We start from the raw sequence: 21,502 nt of genomic DNA, 5'->3' as shown, positions 1-21,502 counted from the left end.
TGTTCAAAGGATCACGTGGGGCAGGAAGCGGGCGTAGTCGTCTGTGACCAGGCCCTGGGACTCGCGGATGCCGAGGCCCGCCGGCTCGTCGCCGACGACCCACGCGCCCAGGACCACGTGGTTGCCGTCGAAGTCGGGGAGCGGGGCCAGCTCCTGGTAGCAGCAGGGCTCTTCGCGCGGGACGGGCTCGGCGCCCGGCGTGTGGACGAGGATGCCCGCACCCTCCCGGCCCAGCAGCGGCTTGCTGACGTAGCCGCGTCCGGTCGCCAGCTCTCTCGGTCCGTCGACGTAGGCGGGGAGGAGGTTCGGGTGGCCGGGGTGGAGCTCCCAGAGGATCGCCAGCAGGGCCTTGTTGCTGAGCAGCATCTTCCAGGCGGGCTCGATCCACATCGTCGTGCCGGTGCCGCCGCCGTTGTCGAGGGTGTCGAGGACGTGGCCGGCGAAGTCGTCGGTGGTGAGCCACTCCCACGGGTAGAGCTTGAAGCAGCCGCGGATGAAACGGAGCCGGTTGTCGACGAAGCGGCCGGAGAGGGAGTCCCAGCCGATCTCCTCCATGGAGATCCAGTCGGTGGCGAGGCCCGCCTGTTCCGCCGTCTCCTTCAGGTACGCGACCGTCATGAGGTCCTCGCCGAGTTCGTCGGCGGACGAGTGGGCGAAGTGCAGCGGGGCGCCGGGCGGGAGCAGGGCGGCCTGTTTCCGCCAGGCGGCGACCAGGTGTTCGTGGAGGCTGTTCCACTGGTCGGCGCCCGGGAAGCGGTCCTCCATCCAGAACCACTGCGCCGACGCGGCCTCCACCAGCGAGGTGGGCGTGTCGGCGTTGTACTCCAGGAGCTTGGCCGGGCCGGTGCCGTCGTAGCGGAGGTCGAAGCGGCCGTAGAGGGAGGGGAGTTCGGCGCGGCGGTGCCAGGACTCGGTGATCGCCGACACCACGCGCGGGTCGGCGATGCCCAGGTCGGCGAAACGGTTCGCCGTGACGATGTGGTCCGCCGCCGCCAGGCACATCGCGTGCAGTTCCCCGACGGCCTCCTCCAGCGTCTCCACCTCGTCGAGGGTGAACGCGTAGTAGGCGCTCTCGTCCCAGTACGGGCGCAGGGTGCCGTCGGGGTGACGGGTGAGCGGGTAGATCAACCCCTGTTCCTCGACGGTCCGTTGCCAGTCGGGGCGGGGTTCGGTCGTACGGCGTTCCACGGCGCGGTCAGCCGCCGGAGCTGTCGTGGCCGCCGCCGAAGCCGCCCCGCTTCACGCTGTGGCCGCCGCCGGAGGAGGAGCCCGAACCGCTGCGCGGCTTGGTGAAGGAGCCGCCGCTGACCCAGCCGGCCTTCTTCTTGCCGCCGTAGTAGTAGTCCGCGTCGACCGCGGACTTGGCCGAGGTGCAGTTCTTGTCGGAGACGACCTGGTAGCCCTTGGCCGCGGTGTAGCTGTCGCGGTCGACGCAGCGCTTGTCGGGGTCGGAGGAGCAGGCGGTCAGGGCGGCGGCCAGCAGGCCCATGCCGCCGAGGACGACCGTGCCCGAGCGCAGTTGCCGGCGCGCGTCTGCCATGTTCGTGCTCCCCCGTGTGATCATCGCTGCATTCCGGTGACAGCCTAGACGAGCGGTTTCGGCCAGGTCCGCCCTGTCACGCACGGCAGGAAACGGACCGTGCCCGGCATGGCACCGACGCTTCGGATCGAGGAATGGCACCGCACCCGGCTCGACCGCCGGTGAGCCAATCCCACTCGCGAGTTGCCTCCCTCCGACGAGGCGAACTGGACCGGCGACTACAGCGTCAACTACCGGCCGCTAGAGCGGCGGGCTTGCACACCGGGCATCACTGGCGGTGATACGGCGGTTGCGTCCAGCCCCACCACGCTGATGCGGTGGTGAGGCAGGGGCCGTGGACGGGGCCCCGCGTCGCCACAACTCCCACGCTCTGGCGCGGATGTTGCGGGAGCTGTTCCGGTCTGCATGATCAACGAATCCGCAGGACCGGCACGCGAACCAAGCCTGACTCACCCGGTTCGCCTTATCAAGGTGCCCGCACTCCGCGCACATGCGCGAGGTGTTCGCCGGATCGACATACACCACCGGCACACCCGAACGACGGGCCTTGTACACGATGAACTGCCCTAGCTGGGCGAAGGACCAGCTGGAGTGGGTGGCCCGTTGGGGCCTTGCAAGCCGTACCCGTTCACGGATGCCCGTCAGCTCCTCCAGGGCGATCCCGCGACCGGTGCGTTCCGCCTCGGCCACCACATGTTTCGCAATCTTGTGATTGACATCTCGCGCCCGCCGCGCCTCCTTGCGACGCCGTTTCTTCAAGCGGCGCTTGGCCGACGGGGTTTTCTTGCTCTGGAGCTTGACGCGCAGCATCCGCTCCCGCAGTCGGATGCGGTTGAGCTCGCGTCCGGCCATGATCTCGCCGTCGCTGGTGGTGGCAATGTTCACGATGCCCAGGTCGATACCGAGAAAGTCCACCGGGTCATCGTTCACCGAGGCTTCGGGGACCTCACATGTGGCCATCAGAAACCACATGCCGTCCCGGCACAACAGGTCCGATTCCCCCTTGCGGTACTGAACGAGTGTCGCAACATGCTCGGAACTCGCCGTGAACGCCACGCCCTTGATCCGCCCGGCCGTCGTCCAAATCGACACTCGACGCTCGGTGATCTGCCAGGACAGCATCCGGTCGTCATACGGCTGCGCGCTGTGTGCCCGGAAGGCGACCGGCTTCCCAGCAGCCTTCCGATACCGCTTCGAGCCAGGCCTGCCCAGGTTCCCAGCCCTCAGATTGGCTTTGAGCGTGGCGTACGCGTCGCAGGTCTTCTTGATGACGTGCTGGGCGGCTTGCGCGCCCAGACCCCACCGCTCCTTCATCTCGCGGTAAGTGTGCTCGCGCAGTGCGAAGTTCCGCTGCACGCCTTTCTCGAATGCCACACCGCTGGCCCAGGTGGCCGCTTCGTTGCACGCCTGCAGAGTCGCCTCAAGCGCCGACGCCTGCGCAGGCGTCGGCAGCAGCCTGACCTGAACCATCAGCTTCACAACTGCCGAACCTACACACACGTACGATCTCCCACCGTACGTCCACCCTTCGCCACCCCTTCGAGTGACACCTTCGCCGTGTGCACGCTCCATTGGCTCGCTGGACACAGCACCCGCCCGATTCATAGCCGACCCTGCGGTGGCGATACCGCGATGCCCCGCTCCACAACGGCCAGGATGCAATTCCTGCCTTCCTCTCGGTCACCGCACACCCCCCTCCCCTACAGTCCCTCTGTGCTCTTCGGAATGGTGTGTGCCCTGGCGGCCGCGATCTGCTTCGGTACGGCGACGGTCCTGCAGGCGATGGCCGCCCGGGCGGCCGGTGACGGTGCCGGCGGCGAGGCCGCGCTGCTGCTGCGCGCGGTGCGGCAGTGGCGGTACGTCGTCGGGCTCGGGCTGGACGGGCTCGGGTTCGTGTTCCAGATCCTGGCGCTGCGCTCGCTCCCGATCTACGCGGTGAGCGCGGCCCTCGCCTCCTCGCTCGCGGTGACCGCGGTGGTCGCGGCGCGGCTGCTGCGGGTGCGGTTGAGCGGGGTGGAGTGGGCCGCGGTGGGGGTGGTGTGCGCCGGGCTCGCGATGCTGGGGCTGGCGTCGGGGCCGGAGGGGGAGCGGGCCGGGACGTCGGCACTGAAGTGGACGATGCTGGGGATCGCCGTGGCGGTGCTGCTGCTCGGCCTGGCCGGCGGGCGGCTGACCGGGCGGGGGCGGGCGCTGGTCCTGGGCCTCGGGGCGGGGTTCGGGTTCGGGGTGGTCGAGGTGTCGGTCCGGCTGATCGACACCCTGCGGCCGGCCGAACTGCTCGCCAATCCCGCGACCTACGCGCTGCTGGTCGGGGGCGGTGGCGCCTTCATGCTGCTGACCTCGGCCCTGCAACGCGGCTCGGTGACCACCGCGACGGCCGGCATGGTCATCGGCGAGACGATCGGCCCGGCCGCGGTGGGCGTCGTATGGCTCGGCGACCGCACCCGCGAGGGACTCGCCTGGCTCGCGGTCCTCGGCTTCGCGGTGGCCGTGGCGGGCGCGCTGGCCCTGGCCCGGTTCGGAGAGGCACCGGCCACGACCGAGGAGACCTGACCCTCCCACCCTCCCGACCACAGACACAGGGCATCCACCGGCCCGCCCGCACGCACCAGGCCGCTCGGTCACACGCGTACGCGCGGGCACCGGTCGATCACACTCACAGGCGCCGAGCACCGCACCCACCGGACACCGGCCGGCCACACCCCGCACGTATCAGGCGACCGCCGGCCCCGCCCGCACGCGCCTGTCCTCAGTCGGTCAGTGCGTCGCGGGTGCGCTGGTAGTGGCGGCGGGCCTTCATGCGGTTGCCGCAGACGGCCATCGAGCACCAGCGGGCCTTGTTGGTTCTGCTGCGGTCGATGAGGAACAGCCGGCACTCCGGGTTGGCACACGGTCGCAGGCGGCCGGGCAGGGTCTGGTGCACGGTGCTCCAGGCCAGGACCGCGTCCGCCGCCATCCGGCGTTCCGCGGGGGCGTCCAGCTGCCACGACACTCCCTCGGGCGAGAGGCGGGGGCGGGAGGTGACGTCCTCCAGGAGCGGGGCCAGTGAGGTGGCGGGGCGGGTGCCGCGCACCACCTCCTGGAGGGCGTCGCGAGCCGCGACGAGGCCGCGGAGTTCGGCCGCGGTTCCGCTGCCGCCGTGCGCCCGCTGCCAGGACCGCGCCGCCTCGGGGTCCGCCAGCAGGTCCTGGGCGACCCCGTTGACCACCGGCGTGCTGTTGAGGAGCTCCAGCAGGAGCGCCTCCTGCTGTTCCGGGTCGGCCACCGCACACCCCTCCTAACCGAATCGACGCATCGTCAGGTTACACGAACAGGCGCGTTCACCTAACCGCTTCACTCACCTTGACAGGTTAGATGCCCCATGCTCGACTGGGATGCGTAACCACTGAAGAACGGCAGAAGGGTTAGGAAGATGGCACCCGCAGTCCACCACCGCACCGCCACCGTCGACGGCCTCGAGGTCTTCTACCGGGAGGCCGGCGACCCGGAGGCCCCCACGGTCGTCCTGCTGCACGGCTTCCCGACCAGCTCGCACATGTTCCGCAACCTCGTCCCGGCGCTCGCGGACCGGTATCGCGTGATCGCCCCCGACCACATCGGGTTCGGCCAGTCCGCGATGCCCGCGCCCGGGGACTTCCCCTACACCTTCGACGCCCTCACCGACGTCACCGCGGGCCTGCTGCGGCAGCTGGGGGTCGCCCGGTTCGCGATGTACGTCCAGGACTACGGCGCCCCCATCGGCTGGCGGCTCGCCCTCCGGGACCCGGACCGGGTCGCCGCGATCGTCACCCAGAACGGCAACGCCTACGAGGAGGGCTTCGTCAAGCCGTTCTGGGACGGCGTCTTCGCGTACGCCGGCAACCCGGGCCCGGACACGGAGGCCCCGATGCGGGGCGCGCTGACCCTGGAGAGCACCCGCTGGCAGTACCTCAACGGGGTCGCCGACCCGAGCCTGGTCAGCCCCGACAACTGGGTCCACGACCAGGCACTCCTGGACCGGCCGGGCAACGACGAGATCCAGCTCGGGCTCTTCCGCGACTACCCCACCAACGTGGACCTCTACCCGAAGGTCCACGAGTACTTCCGCGACTCGCAGGTCCCGCTGCTCGCGGTCTGGGGCAAGGGCGACGAGATCTTCGGCCCCGCGGGCGCGGAGGCCTTCCGCCAGGACCTGCCCGACGCCGAGATCCACCTGCTCGACAGCGGCCACTTCGCCCTGGAGAGCCACCTCGGCGTCATCACCGAGCACATCCGCGGCTTCCTCGGCCGCACCTTCGCCTGACGCGCCTCACCCGACGCGCTCACCCCATCGCGGCCGTGATCCCGTCCCACAGCCGGGACCTGGCCTCCAGGGCGACGAGAACGGTCTCGGTGGCCTCGCGCCACCGGGTGTCGTCCGTGCCGCACAGGTCGGCGACCATCTGGAGGGCCATGGGGGTGTGCTCCTCGCCGTCGACCTCGATGTGCCGGGCGAGGTAGTCCCGGAAGAGCGGGAAGCGGTCGGTGCCCTCCTCCCGGATGACCTGGTCGAACATGTCCGGGATCAGGTCCTCGCGGGAGAAGGCGAAGGCGGCGGCCCGGCAGTGCAGCGGGCGGTCGGCGATGATGCCGAAGGTGGTGCGCACGAACTCGGCGGCCGGCGCGGGCACCTGGGCCACGCGCAGGGCCGCCGGCACGTCGTGGCCCTCGGTGAGGAGCGCGACGAAGGTGTCGACGGGGGCGGTGTCGGCGTCCGCCTCCGTCATGGCGGCGCGGTAGAGCTCGAAGTGGCTGGTGAAGCCGCCGTTCAGGGCGTCGCTCTCCTCGACCAGCACGATGTCGTTGACGAGCCTGCGGGCGACCGCGGAGCCGCGGGGCACCCAGGGGACGTCGATACAGGTCAGCTCCTGCTGGAGCGACTTGAGCAGGGACATGAAGTCCCAGACGGCGAACACGTGGTGGGCCATGAACGTGGCCAGGTGTTCCCGGTCCGATATTCGCTGGTAAAGCGGGTGCGCGGTCACTTCTTTTCGCGCCGGTTCGATCACGGAACGCGCCTGATCGATTGCCTGTCGACCCTCTTCGGTCAAATTCCAGACGTACCTCGACATGGCGGCCTCCTTCGTTCTGGGACGGCGATCGTGCAACTTTCACGACCGACCCGGCAAGCACTTTCCGGAATCAGTGAGAGTTGCCTCATGCAGCCGGCGGCAGAACACAGCAAGCACACAGAAAGCGCTATAAAAAGTCACGATCCGGACAGCCAGAAAAACTCGTTGAAACTTTGAACGCGAGTTGTGTCCATTGCGTAAAGGACACCGTGACCAGTAATCCCGTCACCGTCACCGTGGCCTATCACGTGATGCCGGGTCGCGAGGCCGACTTCCACTCGTGGGGGTGGGCCATGCTGGGCGCGAGCGCCCGCCGGCCGGGGTTCCTCGGCGGTGGCGTCCTAGTCGACCAGGAGACGGAATGGCATGTCGTGTATCGCTTTGCCACCGAGGACTCGGCGCTGGCCTGGGAGAACTCCCCAGACCGCGGCGAGTGGGAGACCCGCGCGGACGGCATCGCCCGGCCCACCGGGCGCCGTAGCGTACGCGGGTCGAAGGAGTGGTTCGACTCGCTGGCCGGGCCGCCGCCCGTGCCACCGCCGCCCACCCCACCGGCGAAATGGAAACTGTGGTTCATCAACATGAGCGCGGTGTTTCCGCCGGTCCTGCTCTTCAACATCATCGTGATTCCGCATCTCGGCGGCCTCAATCCGCTCATCCGCACTCTGCTGCTCTGCCTCTGCGTGACAGCGCTTGTCACGTGGATTCTCATGCCGCGACTTCAGCGTTTCTTCAAGAAATGGCTGTACCCCCCGCTCCAGGCGCTGCGTGGGCGGCACAAACGACGGGCCGCATAGGCCCGGGAACGACCCGAGGGAGGTGGGCGGGTGAAGACCCTGCTCATCGACAATTACGACTCGTACACCTACAACCTGTTCCAGCTGATCGCCGAGGTCAACGGCGAGGAACCGGTGGTGATCCGCAATGACGAGCCGGCACCGCCCGCTCTCGCGGAGTTCGACAACGTGGTGGTGTCGCCGGGGCCCGGGCACCCGGGCGACGGCCGCGACTTCGGCATCAGCGCCCGGGTGATCGCCGAGGCCACGGTCCCCGTGCTCGGGGTGTGCCTGGGCCACCAGGGCATCGCGCTCGGGGAGCGGGCCCGGGTGGCACCCGCCCCGCAGCCGCGGCACGGGCACCTGACCCGGGTGCGGCACGACGGGCAGGACCTCTTCGAGGGGCTGACCCAGGGCTTCACCGCCGTCCGCTACCACTCCCTCGCGGTGCACGAGCCGCTGCCCGCCACGCTGGAGGCCACCGCCTGGGCCGAGGACGGCGTCCTGATGGGGCTGCGCCACCGCGAACGGCCGCTGTGGGGCGTGCAGTTCCATCCCGAGTCGGTACTCACCGAGTACGGCCACCGCATGCTGGTGAACTTCCGCAACCTCACCGCCCGCCGGGCCCGCAGAGCGCGCACCAAGAACACCGCGGTCCCGCCGGCCGAGGCCGCGATCCCCCGGCCGAGGACCCCGGCGAGCACGGCCGTCGTCCCCCGCCCCCGCCACGCCGACGTGCCCGCGTACCGCCTGCACACCCGGCAGATCGCCGGCGCCGTCGACACGGAGGCCGCCTTCACCCGCCTCTTCGCCGCCTCGCCGCGCGCGTTCTGGCTGGACAGCTCGCTCGTCGAGGAGGGCCGCTCGCGCTTCTCCTTCCTGGGCGACGACAGCGGCCCGCTCGCCGAGTTCGTGCGGTACGACGTCACGGCCGGCCGGTGCGAGGTCGAGCGGGCCGGACGGCCGCCGCGCAAGGTGTCCGCGAGCGTCTTCGACTACCTGAAGCGGCAGTTGGACAGCCGCCGGGTGGACGCCGACGGGCTGCCCTTCGACTTCACCGGCGGTTACGTCGGCTACTTCGGCTACGAGACCAAGGCCGACTGCGGCTCCCCGAACCGGCACCGGGCCGACACCCCGGACGCCTGCTGGCTGTTCGCGGACCGGCTGATCGCCGTGGACCACGAGGCGGACGTCACCTACGCGGTCTGCCTGGCCGAGAACTCCCCGCAGGCGGCACGGGCCGCCGCCGAGTGGCTGACGGACACGCTGGCCCAGCTCAGCTTCCTGGCCCCGGCCGGGCCCCGGCAGGCGCCGCCCGCCGCCGCGGAGCCGGACCTGGCAGCCGCCGAGCCCTGGCTGGTGCGCGACCGGGCCACCTACCTCGCCGACATCGAGGCCTGCCGACGGGAGTTGCGGGCCGGCACCAGCTACGAGATCTGCCTGACCGAAGCGGCCCGGCTGCCCGCCCCGGCCGACCCGTACGCCTTCTACCGTGAGCTGCGCCGCGTCAACCCGGCGCCGTACGCGGCCTTCCTGCGCTTCGGCGACCTGGACGTGGCCGGTTCCTCGCCGGAGCGGTTCCTGCGGATCACCCGGGACGGGGTGGCCGAGGCGAAGCCCATCAAGGGGACCGCGCCGCGCGGGGCGACCCCGTTCGAGGACGCGCGGCTGCGGGACGCGCTGGCGGCGGACGCCAAGACCCGCGCCGAGAACCTGATGATCGTCGACCTGCTCCGCAACGACCTGGGCAAGGTCTGCCGTACCGGAACGGTCCGGGTCCCCCGCCTCATGGCCACCGAGTCGTACGCGACCGTGCACCAGCTGGTCTCCACCGTGACCGGACGGCTGCGGGCCGGGACGGACGCCGTGGACTGCGTGCGCGCCTGCTTCCCGGGCGGTTCGATGACCGGCGCCCCGAAGCTGCGCACGATGGAGATCATCGACGGTCTGGAGACCGAGGCCCGGGGCGTGTACTCGGGGGCGCTCGGCTACCTCGGGTGCAGCGGCGGCGCCGACCTGAACATCGTCATCCGGACGGCCGTGATGACGGGCGGCCGGATGCAGCTGGGCGCGGGCGGGGCGATCGTCCTGGACTCCGACCCGGCCGCCGAGTACGACGAGATGCTGCTGAAGACGGCCGCGCAGATGCGGGCGCTGCGGGAGCACACGGCGTCGCCCGCGGCCGACCCCGTGGAGGAGGCCACCCGATGACCCAGGCCCCCGCCCCCGCCAACGCCTCGACCGACGCCTCCACCGACGCCTCGGTCCCCGCCGACGCCTCCTCCTCCGACGGCTCCGTCCCCGCCGACGCGTCAGCCCTCACCGGCGGCTCCGCACCCGCCTCCGCACCGGGCGACACGGCCACCGCCGCCACCAGCACCGACACCGCCGACACAAGCGCCACCGCCGACACCGGCACCGCCAACCTCGCCGCCCGTCTCGCGGAGCTCGCCGAGCGGCGTGGCTGGTGCGACCGGGCCGCCTTCCACCAGGGGCATCGCACCTGGACCCACGGCGAGGTGCACGACCTCGGGGCACGGGCCGCGACCGTGCTCGCCGGGCAGGGCGTGGGCCCCGGCGACCGGGTGGTGCTCGCGCTGCCGGACGGGATCGCCTGGGCGGTGGCCTTCCTCGCGATCGCCCGGCTCGGCGCGGTGGCCGTCCCGGTCAACCCGGAACTCCCCACGGCCGACCACGCGTTCATGGCCGCCGACACGGAGGCCGTGCTGTGCCTGACGGGCCCCGGTCTCGAGGACCGTTTCGCCAGACGGGTCCGCCTCGGCGCCGACCAGCTGCTCGCGCTGGCCCCCGCCGCCGCACCGGCCCCCGCCCACCCGGTCGGCGCGGACAGCCCGCTGTACGTCCAGTACACGTCCGGGACGACGGGCAGGCCCAAGGGCGTCGTCCACACCCACGCCCACCCGGCCGCGTACCACGACCTGATCGGGCGGCGGCTGCTCGGGATCACCGAGGACGACGTGACCCTGTCGGTGTCCGGGCTGTACTTCGCGTACGGCTTCGGGAACGCCTTCGTCTTCCCGCTCTTCTCGGGGTCCAGCGCCGTCCTCGCGGACCGGCGTCCGAACCCGGCCACCGTGGACGAACTGATCGCCCGGCACCGGGTCACCCTGCTGTACTCGGTGCCGTCCGCCTACGCGGCGCTCGTCGCCGACCGGGGCACCGGGCACCAGGGCTGCTTCGCCTCGGTACGGGCCGCGGTGTCGGCCGGCGAAGGGCTGCCGGACGGGCTCGGCGACCGGGTCACGGAGCTGCTGGGCGCCCCGGTCCTGGAACAGATCGGCTCCACCGAGGCCGGGCATGCCTTCTGCGCCAACGGCCTGTCCCACAACCACCCCGGCACCGTCGGCCGCCCCGTCCCCGGCTTCGAGGTGGAGCTGCGCGACCGCGACGGGCGGCCGGTGCCGGACGGCCACGAGGGCGAGCTGTGGGTGCGCGGGCCGACGGTGACGCCCGGCTACCTGAACCGGCCCGAGGACACCGCGCGCACCCTCGTCGACGGCTGGCTGGCCACCCACGACCGGGCGGTCCGCGAATCCGACGGCGCCTACCGGCACCTGGGCCGCAGCGACGACATGGAGATGGTCGGCGGGATCACCGTCTCCCCGCTGGAGGTGGAGGCCGTGCTGCGCACCCATCCCGGGGTGCGCGAGGTCGCGGTGGCCGCCGTACCGGACGGGACCGGCACGGGACGGCTGCGTGCCTTCGTCGTCCCCGCCGTCGTCCCGGCGCCGGACGGGCTGCCGGACGAACTGCTGACGCTGGCCCGGCAGCGGCTGGCCGCCTTCAAGGTCCCGCGCAGCGTCAGCCTGCTGCCCTCCCTGCCCCGCACGTCGTCGGGGAAGCTCCGCCGCCATCTGGTCCGCCGGGGCGCGTGGTGACCATGACTGAAAGGACCGTCTCCATGCAGGAGTCCCTGATCGGCGACCGCGGCTTCTACCTCGGCCCGCTCTTCCGCCGGGCCGCCGACCGGCACGGCGGGGTGTTCGTCACCCTGGACCGGCCCCTGGACACCCACCCGGACCTCGGCGTCCGGCTGAGCTACCCGGAACTGGCCGACGCCGTCGAGGAGTTGTCGGCACGGCTGTGGGCGGCCGGGGTGCGGCCGGCCGAACAGGTCGTCGTGCACAAGACCGACAACGTCGACATCGTGCTGCTGACCTGTGCCGCCTCCCGGATCGGCGCGGTGCCCGTGCTGCTCTCCCCCGCGCTGGCCGGCGAGACGGTCGGCAAGCTGCTCGCCCGGCTCCGGCAGCCGTGGCTGGTCACGGACGCGGCGAAGCTGGCCGGCCTGGAGGTCAAGGGCCTGGTCCGGCAGACGCTCACCGTCGACAGCGTGCCCGGTGTGGTGTCCCTGGCGGAGCACACCGGTGCCGAGGTGCCGTCCGCGGTCCGGCTGCACCCGCGCGAACCCGCCCTGATCACCCACAGCTCCGGTACCACCGGCGTCCCCAAGCTCGCCGTGCACTGCCCGCAGACCATGTGGAACCGCCTGGTCCCGCAGCAGGCGATGGGCTGGCCCACCCGCGGCGAGGTCGCGGCCCTGCACATGTCCTTCGTGCACTCCCGCTTCTACCACCTGCTCGGCGTCCTGCTGCACTACGGCAGCCCGCTGCTGCTGATCACCGACCCGGACCCGGCGAAGGTCGGCCCGATGCTGGCCCGGCACCGCCCCGGCATCGTCGAGACCCACCCCAACACCTTCGTCCTGTGGGAGGAACTCGCCGACGCGCCCGGCGCCCCGCTGTCGCGCGTGAAGTCGTACGGCTCGACGTTCGACGCCATCCACCCGCGCACGGTACGACGGCTGCTCGACGCCTCGAAGCGGCGCAGCCCGTGGCTGCTCCAGCTGTACGGGCAGAGCGAGACCGGGCCGGTCGCCTTCCAGTGGTTCACGCGTCGGAGCGTGGCCCGCGCCGACGGGCGGCGGGTCGGGATCGGGATCCCCGGCTTCACCAGCGTCCGCGTCACCGGCCCCGACGGACAGCCCGCCGCGCCCGGCACCCCCGGCCGGATCGAGGCCCGTACCCGGGGCCGCATCCTCACCTACCTCGGCGCCCGCGAGCAGTACGAGCGCCAACTGGACGGCGAGTGGTGGCAGATGGGCGACATGGGCTACCGGAACCGGCTGGGCGCGCTGTACCTGATCGACCGGGAGATCGACCGGATCGACTCCGTGCACAGCAACCTGGAGGTCGAGGACACCCTCATGGACCGCCTCGACGAGTTGCGCGAGGTGGTCATCGTGCCGGGCGCGGACCGGGAGCCGGTGCCGGTGGTGTGCGTGCGCGGGGAACGGCCGCTGGACCCGGAGCGCTGGAAGGCGGCGACCGCCGACCTGCCGGCGATGGCGGAGCCGCGGCAGTGGCGGTTCGAGGAGCTGCCGATGACGGCGACCTGGAAGGTGAAGCGGGTGGAGATCACCCGGATGCTCGCGGCGGGTGTCCGCGCGTGACCCCCGTCGTCGTGGTCGGCGCCGGCCCGGTGGGTCTGTCGGCGGCGCTCGCGCTCCGCGCGCACGGGCTGCCGGTCATGCTCCTGGAGGCGGACCCCGAGGACCGCGAACGGCCGGGCAGCCGAGCCCTGTTCGTGCACCGCGAGACCCTCGCGCTGCTCGACGGGATGCGGCCGGGGCTGGCCGAGGAGATCACCTCGTACGGACGGACCTGGCACACCCGACGGACCCTGTACCGGGGGCGGGAGGTGTACTCCCGCACCTTCCCGCCCCCGTCCGGCCGGCCGCCCTTCACCAGCCTGCGTCAGGTGGACACCGAACGGTTCCTGCGGGAGGCGTGCGCGGCGGCGGGCGTGGAGTTCGTGTGGAAGGCCCGGGTGATCGGCGCCCGCACCACCGCCTCGGGTGCCGCCCTGAGCTGCGCGGACGGCCGGGAGCTGAGCTGCGAGTACGTGATCGCGGCGGACGGCGCGCGCTCCGCCGTCCGGGCCGGGCTCGGCATCCCCATGGAGGGCACGCACGGCGAGGGCTTCCACGTGGTCGTCGACGTCGCGGACCGGCCGGACGCCGAACTGCCCCTGGAACGCGTCTTCCACTACGAGCACCCCGGTGTCGGGGGCCGCAGTGTGATGCGAGTGCCGTTCACCGGAGGCTTCCAGGTCGACCTCCAGTGCCACGCCCACGACCGGGCGGAGGAGTACGGCACCGAGGAGGCCGTCCGCCGCTGGCTGCCCGGGGTGGTCGGCGACGGCTACGCGGACCGGATCCTGTGGGTGTCGACGTACCGCTTCCTGCGCAAGGTCGCGGCCTCCTTCACCGACCCGCACCGGCGGGTGCTGCTCGCCGGGGAGGCCGCCCATCTCTTCCCGCCGTTCGGGGCGCGGGGCATGAACAGCGGGATCGCGGACGCGGCAGCCGCGGCGGAGGCCGTCGCGAACGGCACGGTGGCGGAGTTCGCGGCGGTACGGCGGGCCGCCGCGATCTTCAACAGCGAGGCGGCCGGGGCCGCCCTGGACCAGCTGCGGCCCCGGCGCCGGATGGTCCGGCTGCGGCAGCGCGCGGCGGCGGCGCTGGCGCCGGTCGTGCCGTCCTGCGGATCCTGGCTGGAGCACGCCCCGTACGGCCCGCGGGGCGGGGCGGCGGCGCTGTCGGGCCGCAGATACTGAGCGCGGCGAAGGAGGAGCCATGACACAACCTGCGGTGGCGGAAGGCGTGTTCGCGTGGTCACCGGTCGCCGGACTGCGGCCGGTCGCGGACGCGGACGAACCGCTGCTGGTCGCGGACTCCTGGCTGGTGCGGGACGGCAGGGTGCGCGCCCTCGACCGGCACCGGGACCGCTTCGTACGGTCCTGCGCCGAGTGCGAGGGGCCGCCGGAGTACCGGCTGCTGGAGTTCTGGCGGGCCATGACGGCCGCGCTGCCCCGCACCGGCACCTGGTTTCCCCGCGTCGAACTCACCCCCCACCACGTACGGCTGCGACTGCGGCCCGCCCCGCCGCTCGGCACCACGGTCGAGGTCTGGGCGGCCGGCCAGCCGGACCCGCGCACCGTGCCCCGCCGCAAGGGCCCCGACCTCGGCGCCCTGGCCCGCCTCCGCGCCCGGGCGGCCGAGGCGGGCGCCCAGGAGGCGGTGCTGGTGACCCCGTCCGGGGTGGTCCTGGAGGCGGCCACCACCACCGTCCTGTGGTGGGAGGACGACACCCTGTGCCTCCCACCGCCCCGCCTCCCGGTACTCCCCGGCGTCACCCTCGCCCTGATCCAGGAGCGCGCCGGACACACCGGCATCCGCGTCGCCCACCACGAGCGGACCCTGGCCGAGCTGACAGACCGCGAGGTGTGGCTGGTGAACGCCCTGCACGGAATCAGACCGGTGACGAGGTGGGTGGGCGGCCCGATCGAGGCCGGTACGGCAGCACGGGCACCCGGGTGGCAGAAATGGCTCGACGAAGAAGCACCGACGCCATTGGCGCCCCTTTAGGGGCGCGGGGAACTGCGCGACCAGCCCCCACGCACCCGCAGCCGAAACACACAAAAAAACCGGTCCGGCGATAATCCACCGGACCGGATATTAAGCTGCTTTTTATTAGGCTCGCTTCGGCTGATAAGCCCCCGGCACCATGCGCGTGGCGATGGCCGTGCGGTTGTAGGCGTTGATGACGACGGCCACCCAGATGAGCGCCGCGACCTGCGCCTCGTCGAAGGCCCCGGCCGCCTCGGCGTACACCGCATCCGGCACATGGCCGTCCGCGACGAACGTCACGGCCTCGGTCAACGCCAGTGCGGCCCGCTCCCGTTCACTGTAGAACGGCGTCTCCCGCCACGCGTCCAGCGCATAGATCCGCTGCTCGGTCTCGCCCTGCGCGCGAGCGTCCTTCGTGTGCATGTCGAGGCAGAACGCGCAGCCGTTCAGCTGGGAGGCGCGGATTCTGACCAGTTCGAGGATTTCCGGTTCGACCTTGGCATCCTGGGCCGCGGTGACGGCCGCGGCATGCAGGGAACCCATCGCCGAGGAGACGTCCGGGGTGATTTTCTTGAGGGCCACACGGGAAATCTGTTCGCCATTGCTCATGAGACAGACTCTAGCCTCCGTAATTCAATTACGGGGCCCGTTGTCCGGGAATTCAGGCGACGCCGGTCACAGTCGGGTCGGACAGCACCGTGCACAGGATCTCCAGCGCACCCGACCAGGCGTGGTCGGGCGGGGTGCCGTAGCCGAGGACGAGGGCGTCCGGGGCCTCGACGGCGGCCCCGGGATGGCGGTGGCGCGGGACGAGACCCTCGACGGCGAGGCCGCGTTCGGCGGCGGCCCGGACCACGCGGTGCCGGGTGCCGGGCGGCAGCCGCAGCACGACGTGCAGGCCCGCCGCGATACCGGTGACCAGGATCGCGGGGGCACGCTCGGCGAGGGCCCTGACCAGGTCGTCCCGGCGCCGCCGGTAGCGGGAGCGGGCCGCCCGGACGTGGCGGTCGTAGGCGCCGGAGGTGAGGAACTCGGCCAGCGTCAGCTGGTCCGGCGCCCCGCAGGTGTCCACGCCGCCCTTGACCGCCGTCACCTCCCGGGCCATGGCCGGCGGCAGCACCATCCAGGCCAGCCGCAGCCCGGGCGCCAGGGACTTGCTGGCGGTGCCCAGGTAGACCACCTCGTCGGGGGCGAGGCCCTGGAGGGCGCCGACGGGCCGGCGGTCGTAGCGGAACTCGCCGTCGTAGTCGTCCTCCAGGACCAGGCCGCCGGTGCGCCGGGCCCAGTCCACGACGGCCGCCCGCCGGTCGTGGTGCAGGGCCATGCCCATCGGGAACTGGTGGGAGGGGGTCAGCAGGACGGCGGCCGGGCCCGGGGCCAGCTGCGTGGTGTCCGTGCCGAGTCCGTCGAAGGGCAGCGGGACCTGGCGGAGACCGGCCGCCGTGAGCAGCTGCCAGTGCTCGTCCAGACCGTACGACTCCACGGCGACGCTGTCCGCCCCGCGGGCCCGCAGTACCCGGCCGAGCAGGCTCAGGCCGTGCGAGAACCCGGCGCAGACCACGATCCGTTCGGGGTCGGCGCGCACGCCCCGGGCACGGGCGAGGTAGGCGGCGAGCGCGGTGCGCAGTTCGGGACGGCCCCGTGGGTCGCCGTAGCCGAAGGCCTCGTTGGGGGCGGCGGTGAGGGCGCGGCGGGCGGCCTTCAGCCACTCGGTGCGCGGGAAGGCGGAGACGTCGGGGAAACCGGCGCGCAGGTCGTAGGCGGGCCGGTGGGCGGCCGGGTCCGCGGGGGTCTCCGCGTGCCGCACCGGCGTCACGCCGGCCGCGACCCGGGTGCCGGAGCCCTGCCGGGCGGTGAGCCAGCCCTCGGCGACCAGGTCGGCGTAGGCGTCGGCGACGGTGTTGCGGGCGATGGCCAGGTCGGCGGCGAGGGAGCGGGAGGAGGGCAGCCGGGTGCCGGGGACCAGCCGGCCGCTGCGCACGGCCTCGCGCAGCGCGTCGGTCAGGCCCCGGCGCAGGCCCGGGCCGGCCGCCGGTTCCAGGTGGAGGTCGATCCCGAGAGTGGCCCATGCTTTCTCCATGGAAATGGACCATACCTCTGGGCTGCCTTCTCCCTAGGCTGGCGTCATGACCACTGAGGAAACGACTCACTACGTCCCCGAACACACCCCCCGCCTCGCCTGGGCCCAGCACGCGCCCGAGGTCTACAAGGCGATGGTCCGCCTGGACGGAGCCGCCCGTAAGGGCCTGGACGCCAAGCTGTTCGAGCTGGTGAAGATCCGTGCCTCGCAGCTCAACCACTGCGCGTACTGCCTCGACATGCACACCAAGGACGCGCTGGCGGCGGGCGAGAGCGTCGAGCGGATCGTCCAGCTCAGCGCGTGGGAGGAGTCGAAGCACTTCTACACCGCGCAGGAGCTCGCCGCGATCGAGCTGACCGAGGCGATCACCGTACTGACCGACGGTTTCGTGCCGGACGAGGTCTACGAGCGGGCCGCGAAGCACTTCGACGAGGTGCAGCTGACGCAGCTGATCGCGTCGATCATCGTGATCAACTCCTGGAACCGGTTCGCCGTGACGACCCGCATGGTCCCCGGGCACTACACGCCGGGACAGCACGGGTGAGACGGCGAAGGCCCCTCGCCCGCCGGGCTCGGCGGACCAGGGGCCATCGCGTCGCGTTCGGACCGGGCCCGCTGCGGCGGGCCCTGCGGTCACCGGACGCGCTCGCGCACTAGACGTACGACGCGCTGCCCGTCCCGGGGCGGAAGCGGCGGTACAGCACCGCGCCGGCCGCCAGCGAGGCGAGGCTCACGGCGGCCGGTGCCCAGGGGCTGGCCGCTCCGGTCTGGGCGAGCGTCTCGTTCGTCCGCTGCCGCACGACGGTGGTCCGCGGGTGCGACGGGGCCGGGTGCTGCGGCTCGTGGTGCACCCGCGGCGTGGTCGGTGCGGGCGCGTCGGGATGGTCGTCCGAGCCGTAGGACGACTCGTTGCCGAAGACCGGGTTGAGGACGCCCACCAGGTTCGCGCTGTTGCCGCTGAGGTTCACGGGCACATCGAGCGGGATCTGGACGAGGTCGCCGGAGAGAACTCCCGGCGAGTCGTGGGCGGTTCCGTCGGCCGTGGCCCGGCCCGACGTCGTGGAGCCCGTCTTCCCCGGCGCCTTGTGCCCCTCGTTGGCGCACTTGTTGCCCATCGCGGGGTTCAGCAGCCCGACCACGTCCACGGTGTTCCCGCACACGTTGACCGGGATGTCCACCGGCAACTGGATGGTGTTGCCGGACGCCACTCCGGGCGAGCCGCTCGCGGTGCCCTCCGCCGCGGAGTCGGCGTGGGCCGTCCCCGCGACGGCCATCGCGCCAGAGGCGACGGCCATGGCGATCACACTGTTCCGGGTAACCCTTTTCATGGGGTACCTGCCCTTCCAGACGCGTCGCGGGCAGTCACCCGGACTCGGTGAAACGTTGGGAGATGGGGTCAGGAGAGAAAAAGAGGAGAAGCGAGGAGAAGCGAGGAGAACGGAAGGGACGGGGCGGCCTGTCAGGTCAGAGCGCCTGGTTGTTGCAGCCCATGTCCGAGCCGAGGTGGCTCTGCTGCGCACCCGGGTTCCCCTCGCCGTTCAGCAGGTTGCCCGCCAGGCCGGTGAGGGCGCTGATGTTGCCGAGCACCTCGATGTTCATGTCGTGCGAGCGGCACTCGGTGCCCTGGGTGACGTCGATGTCGTGGCCCGGCTCACCGTGGGCGAAGGCGGTGCCGCCGCCGAACGAGCCGACGCTGCCGAGCACGGCGGCGCCGACGAGGACCGCCTTGTGGAACTTGCGCATGGATTCTCCGTTGGTCGAGCGGACGGTGATCCGCTGCGGGTCGATGGGAAGGTGCGGACGGCGGCGGGAGCGCGTCAGCCGAGGCGGGGAAGACCCAGCTGGCCGACGGGCGGTGCCGCGACCTGGCCGAGGCCGACCGGCGCGAGGCCGGGCACGCCCGGCGCCCCGAGGACGGGGTTGATGAGCGGGTTCACCTGCGGGTTCACCTGGGGGTTCACCTGCGGGGTGACGCGCGTCGGGCCTTCCGGGGCGTAGCCCTGCGGGACCGCCAGCTGCGGGGCGACCTGCGGCATGACCTGGGGCATGACCTGCGGGACGACCTGCGGCGGCGCGGGCTGCGGCTGGGGCTGGGCGTACTGCGGCTGCGGGGCGTACTGCGGCTGCGGCTGCGCGTACACGGGAGCGGGCTGCGGCTGGGCGTACTGCTGGGGCGGCGGCGCCTGCTGGTACTGCGGCTGGGGGGCGGCCTGCTGCTGCGGGTACACGGGAGCCGCGGTGGCCTGCGCCGAGCCCTGCGACGAGGCCGAGGCGGCGGCGTAACCGGTCTGCTGGGGGTACTGCTGGGGCGGCGGCGCCTGCTGGTACTGCGGGGGCGGCGGGGCCTGCTGCTGGTACTGCGGCGGCGCGGCCTGCTGCTGCGGGTAGGCGGGCACGGTGGCCTGGGCCGAGCCCTGGGTCTGGCCTGCGGCGTACGGGGCCTGCGGGGCGGGCGCCGGGGGCGGGGCCTGGGGATACGGCTGGTCCGGAGCCGGCGCCGGAGCGGGACCGCCGTATCCGACGGGAGCGTCGGCATAGCTGACGCCGGCGCCGATGGCGGACAGACCGCCGGCCGCCGCCAGAACGAGCGCGGCCTTGTGAAGCTTGCGCATGAAACCCTCGGCCCTTCGATACCTGGAGATGAGAAAGTCCATTGCGTTCAGTGCGGTCGCGCGTGCAGACGGTGCGGCAATGACACTGCACTTTCAGCAGCGGTACTCCTGAGCAGCACGCGAACTTCGCATCGGAGCCGGCACCGATTCGCCTCGTCTCCTCAGGTCCTCGGCCGCCGCCCTCTCCTCACCGGAACGAGGAATGTCCGGCGATGGTCACGGGAATTCCGAGCCGCGTCACCCAATTGCCGTCACCGATACGGACGTTGCCGCTCATATGCCTTTCGGCAAACGGGTGACACGGCAGCGCGCCCGTATCCGGGTCCGCACGCCTCTCGTTCCCCACGGGGTGAGGGCGAAGGGGTATCCCAGGCGCCCGGGGCGGCGACCGAGCGATAACCGCGCTGCCGCATCAGTCATTTCATCAGGTTCCGTGCACAGATCAAATGAAGAGCCGAGGATTCCATGCGCAAGTTTCGGCAAGTCGCGCTCATCGTCGCAGCAGCCGGCGGTCTGACCGCTGTCGGTGCCGGCCCCAGCTCCGCCGCCCCCGTCTCCTACGGGACCGGACCGACCCCCATGTCGCAGCCGGACGCCCAGGCCGCCGCGGCCACCTCCGCCCAGGCGACCGCGCAGACGTACGGCGCGCCGGCGCCACAACAGGCGCCGCAGCGCGGCACGGAGGTCGCCCCGCAGCTCAACCCCCAGCTGAATCCGCAGATCAGCCCCCAGATCTCGCCCCAGGCCGCTCCGCAACAGGCGCAGGGCGGGCCGGTGGAGCAGAACAACCTGTTCCGTCCGTACCAGGAGTGCAGCCCGCAGTCCCTGCTCGACGCGAACATCCCCGTCGCCCTGCTCGCGGCCTCGCAGACCCGGGGCATCGACTGCACCCAGGCCAACAGCCAGTCGAACGCGCTCGCCAGCGCGCAGCGCCAGGGCTGACCACCGGAAGTCGCAGCCCGGCACCGGCCTTTCGGGACCCACGACCGACAGGCCCGGCCATGGGCATACGACTTTTCGGGTGTTTCTTCAACATGCCGAGGAGAACAGCGCGTCGCTCCCAAATTTGGCGAATTACGTACTAATCTCCCGTAACTGTAAAAAGTCGATCTTCCACAGATCGCAACCCCCCACTCCACGGAGATGACATGCGCAAGGTTCGCAACGTTGCCGTCCTGGTCGCCGCGCTCAGCAGCATCGGCCTCGTCAGCGGCACGGCCTACGCCGGCGGCGAAGGCCACGGGCACGGCGGCGACAAGTTCAACATCACCCAGAGCTCGCACTGCAAGTCGCACGACCTGAACCTCGACGTCCTCGGCGAGGTCGGCCTGCTCAACGGCCTGCTGGGCAGCGCCCTGAACGGTGAGGGCAACCCGGGCGCCCAGGCCACCAACCTCGGTTCGACGATGGGCTGCAACAACAGCGCGTTCTGAGGCTCCGTCCGACGCCGCGGCGCCGGACAGTGAATGGTCCCGGCGCCCGGCGCCGGGACCATTCGTGTGTGTCGGGGTGCCTCCAAGGCACCCAAATACAAAGGTATTCGGCGCGTCGCACGGATATCTCGGGTATTTCGTATCAGCCTTTATGACACAGATCGCGATTTCCCGCAGATCGCATCCACCTCGTTCATCGGAGATGACATGCACAAGCTCCGCACCGCCGCCGTTCTCGTCACCGCATTCGGAAGCTTCGGCCTCCTCGGCGCCGGCGCCGCCCATGCCGACCAGGGCTGGGGCAAGAAGGGCGACGAATTCAACATCCAGCAGAGCAGCAGCTGCAAGTCGCACGACCTGAACCTCGACATCCTCGGCGAGGTCGGCATCCTCAACGGCCTGGGCGGCAACCTGCTGAACGGTGAGGGCAACTCGGGTGCCCAGCAGTCGTCCCTGGGATCGACGATGGGCTGCAGCAACAGCGCGTTCGGCAAGTAGGACCAAACGAAAGTCCCCGGTTTCCCGGCCAACGGCCGGGA

At 71.7% G+C, this 21,502-nt stretch carries 22 protein-coding genes; 12 read left to right on the top strand and 10 right to left on the bottom strand.

Translation table 11 applies throughout. The features are described 5' to 3' along the window. Window positions 1-3: 3 nt before the first annotated feature. From AB0D74_RS27120 to AB0D74_RS27110, 3 genes are all read right to left on the bottom strand, one after another. Window positions 4-1,188 carry a glutathionylspermidine synthase family protein gene (locus tag AB0D74_RS27120; protein ID WP_362592172.1) on the bottom strand — a complete coding sequence of 395 codons (1,185 nt, stop codon included), beginning with the start codon at window positions 1,186-1,188 and terminating at the stop codon, window positions 4-6. Between the two features lie 7 nt (window positions 1,189-1,195). Further along, window positions 1,196-1,540, bottom strand: a complete 345-nt coding sequence (locus AB0D74_RS27115) for a hypothetical protein (RefSeq protein WP_362592169.1) — start codon at window positions 1,538-1,540, stop codon at window positions 1,196-1,198. A gap of 240 nt (window positions 1,541-1,780) precedes the next feature. Then, window positions 1,781-3,010, bottom strand: a complete 1,230-nt coding sequence (locus AB0D74_RS27110) for a transposase (protein WP_362592281.1) — start codon at window positions 3,008-3,010, stop codon at window positions 1,781-1,783. 255 nt (window positions 3,011-3,265) lie between these two features. On the opposite strand from AB0D74_RS27110, the gene AB0D74_RS27105 reads away from it, so the two are divergent. Then, the gene (locus AB0D74_RS27105; RefSeq protein WP_362592278.1) at window positions 3,266-4,093 is read left to right on the top strand and encodes a DMT family transporter; all 828 of its coding nucleotides are present in this window, start codon (window positions 3,266-3,268) and stop codon (window positions 4,091-4,093) included. A gap of 196 nt (window positions 4,094-4,289) precedes the next feature. On the opposite strand, the gene AB0D74_RS27100 is transcribed toward AB0D74_RS27105, so the two are convergent. Next, on the bottom strand, window positions 4,290-4,805 hold the full coding sequence (locus AB0D74_RS27100) for a CGNR zinc finger domain-containing protein (protein WP_362592167.1): 516 nt from the start codon (window positions 4,803-4,805) through the stop codon (window positions 4,290-4,292). Window positions 4,806-4,952: 147 nt separating this feature from the next. Between AB0D74_RS27100 and AB0D74_RS27095 the strand changes: the two genes are divergently transcribed. Further along, the gene (locus AB0D74_RS27095; protein WP_362592164.1) at window positions 4,953-5,822 is read left to right on the top strand and encodes an alpha/beta hydrolase; all 870 of its coding nucleotides are present in this window, start codon (window positions 4,953-4,955) and stop codon (window positions 5,820-5,822) included. A 19-nt stretch (window positions 5,823-5,841) separates the two neighbouring features. On the opposite strand, the gene AB0D74_RS27090 is transcribed toward AB0D74_RS27095, so the two are convergent. Further along, the gene (locus AB0D74_RS27090; RefSeq protein ID WP_362592162.1) at window positions 5,842-6,567 is read right to left on the bottom strand and encodes a DUF3050 domain-containing protein; all 726 of its coding nucleotides are present in this window, start codon (window positions 6,565-6,567) and stop codon (window positions 5,842-5,844) included. A 272-nt stretch (window positions 6,568-6,839) separates the two neighbouring features. On the opposite strand from AB0D74_RS27090, the gene AB0D74_RS27085 reads away from it, so the two are divergent. From AB0D74_RS27085 to AB0D74_RS27060, 6 genes are read left to right on the top strand one after another with little or no spacing between them, the layout of a single operon-like run. After that, on the top strand, window positions 6,840-7,427 hold the full coding sequence (locus tag AB0D74_RS27085; RefSeq protein ID WP_362592159.1) for an antibiotic biosynthesis monooxygenase: 588 nt from the start codon (window positions 6,840-6,842) through the stop codon (window positions 7,425-7,427). A 30-nt stretch (window positions 7,428-7,457) separates the two neighbouring features. After that, window positions 7,458-9,617, top strand: coding sequence for an aminodeoxychorismate synthase component I (pabB, locus tag AB0D74_RS27080; protein ID WP_362592156.1), 2,160 nt, complete (start codon window positions 7,458-7,460; stop codon window positions 9,615-9,617). Then, window positions 9,614-11,305 (top strand): AMP-binding protein, encoded by a 1,692-nt coding sequence (locus AB0D74_RS27075; RefSeq protein WP_362592153.1) that lies wholly within the window; start codon window positions 9,614-9,616, stop codon window positions 11,303-11,305. Before pabB ends, AB0D74_RS27075 begins: the two co-directional genes overlap by 4 nt. A gap of 2 nt (window positions 11,306-11,307) precedes the next feature. After that, complete coding sequence (locus AB0D74_RS27070; protein ID WP_362592150.1) at window positions 11,308-12,879, top strand: AMP-binding protein; 1,572 nt, start codon at window positions 11,308-11,310, stop codon at window positions 12,877-12,879. Next, window positions 12,876-14,045, top strand: coding sequence for an FAD-dependent monooxygenase (locus AB0D74_RS27065; RefSeq protein WP_362592148.1), 1,170 nt, complete (start codon window positions 12,876-12,878; stop codon window positions 14,043-14,045). The genes AB0D74_RS27070 and AB0D74_RS27065 overlap by 4 nt, the downstream gene beginning before the upstream one ends. A gap of 19 nt (window positions 14,046-14,064) precedes the next feature. Then, a complete protein-coding gene (locus AB0D74_RS27060) occupies window positions 14,065-14,856 on the top strand; it encodes an aminotransferase class IV (protein WP_362592145.1) in 792 nt (263 codons plus the stop codon). 105 nt (window positions 14,857-14,961) lie between these two features. On the opposite strand, the gene AB0D74_RS27055 is transcribed toward AB0D74_RS27060, so the two are convergent. Beyond that, entirely contained in the window at window positions 14,962-15,447 is a 486-nt protein-coding gene (locus tag AB0D74_RS27055; protein WP_362592143.1) for a carboxymuconolactone decarboxylase family protein, read from the bottom strand. Between the two features lie 52 nt (window positions 15,448-15,499). Further along, window positions 15,500-16,918 (bottom strand): PLP-dependent aminotransferase family protein, encoded by a 1,419-nt coding sequence (locus AB0D74_RS27050; RefSeq protein WP_362592140.1) that lies wholly within the window; start codon window positions 16,916-16,918, stop codon window positions 15,500-15,502. 46 nt (window positions 16,919-16,964) lie between these two features. Between AB0D74_RS27050 and AB0D74_RS27045 the strand changes: the two genes are divergently transcribed. After that, window positions 16,965-17,462, top strand: a complete 498-nt coding sequence (locus AB0D74_RS27045; protein WP_362592137.1) for a carboxymuconolactone decarboxylase family protein — start codon at window positions 16,965-16,967, stop codon at window positions 17,460-17,462. Window positions 17,463-17,571: 109 nt separating this feature from the next. Here AB0D74_RS27045 and AB0D74_RS27040 read toward each other — a convergent pair whose 3' ends face one another. The 3 genes from AB0D74_RS27040 to AB0D74_RS27030 all read right to left on the bottom strand — a co-directional run bounded on the left by AB0D74_RS27040 (window position 17,572) and on the right by AB0D74_RS27030 (window position 19,530). After that, window positions 17,572-18,213 (bottom strand): chaplin, encoded by a 642-nt coding sequence (locus AB0D74_RS27040; protein ID WP_362592135.1) that lies wholly within the window; start codon window positions 18,211-18,213, stop codon window positions 17,572-17,574. A gap of 169 nt (window positions 18,214-18,382) precedes the next feature. Beyond that, entirely contained in the window at window positions 18,383-18,661 is a 279-nt protein-coding gene (locus AB0D74_RS27035; RefSeq protein ID WP_362592132.1) for a hypothetical protein, read from the bottom strand. Window positions 18,662-18,735: 74 nt separating this feature from the next. After that, on the bottom strand, window positions 18,736-19,530 hold the full coding sequence (locus tag AB0D74_RS27030; protein ID WP_362592130.1) for a hypothetical protein: 795 nt from the start codon (window positions 19,528-19,530) through the stop codon (window positions 18,736-18,738). Between the two features lie 465 nt (window positions 19,531-19,995). Here AB0D74_RS27030 and AB0D74_RS27025 point away from each other — a divergent pair, with 465 nt between their 5' ends. The 3 genes from AB0D74_RS27025 to AB0D74_RS27015 all read left to right on the top strand — a co-directional run bounded on the left by AB0D74_RS27025 (window position 19,996) and on the right by AB0D74_RS27015 (window position 21,461). Beyond that, window positions 19,996-20,472, top strand: a complete 477-nt coding sequence (locus AB0D74_RS27025; RefSeq protein ID WP_362592127.1) for a hypothetical protein — start codon at window positions 19,996-19,998, stop codon at window positions 20,470-20,472. A 206-nt stretch (window positions 20,473-20,678) separates the two neighbouring features. Beyond that, complete coding sequence (locus AB0D74_RS27020; RefSeq protein ID WP_362592125.1) at window positions 20,679-20,963, top strand: hypothetical protein; 285 nt, start codon at window positions 20,679-20,681, stop codon at window positions 20,961-20,963. A gap of 207 nt (window positions 20,964-21,170) precedes the next feature. Beyond that, on the top strand, window positions 21,171-21,461 hold the full coding sequence (locus AB0D74_RS27015; RefSeq protein WP_362592122.1) for a hypothetical protein: 291 nt from the start codon (window positions 21,171-21,173) through the stop codon (window positions 21,459-21,461). The last annotated feature ends 41 nt before the right edge of the window (window positions 21,462-21,502 follow it).

Source organism: Streptomyces sp. NPDC048278 (assembly GCF_040652195.1).
Taxonomy (GTDB): Bacteria; Actinomycetota; Actinomycetes; order Streptomycetales; family Streptomycetaceae; genus Streptomyces.
Note: the sequence above shows the minus strand (reverse complement) of the source record. Positions and strands in the feature narration are given on the sequence as shown.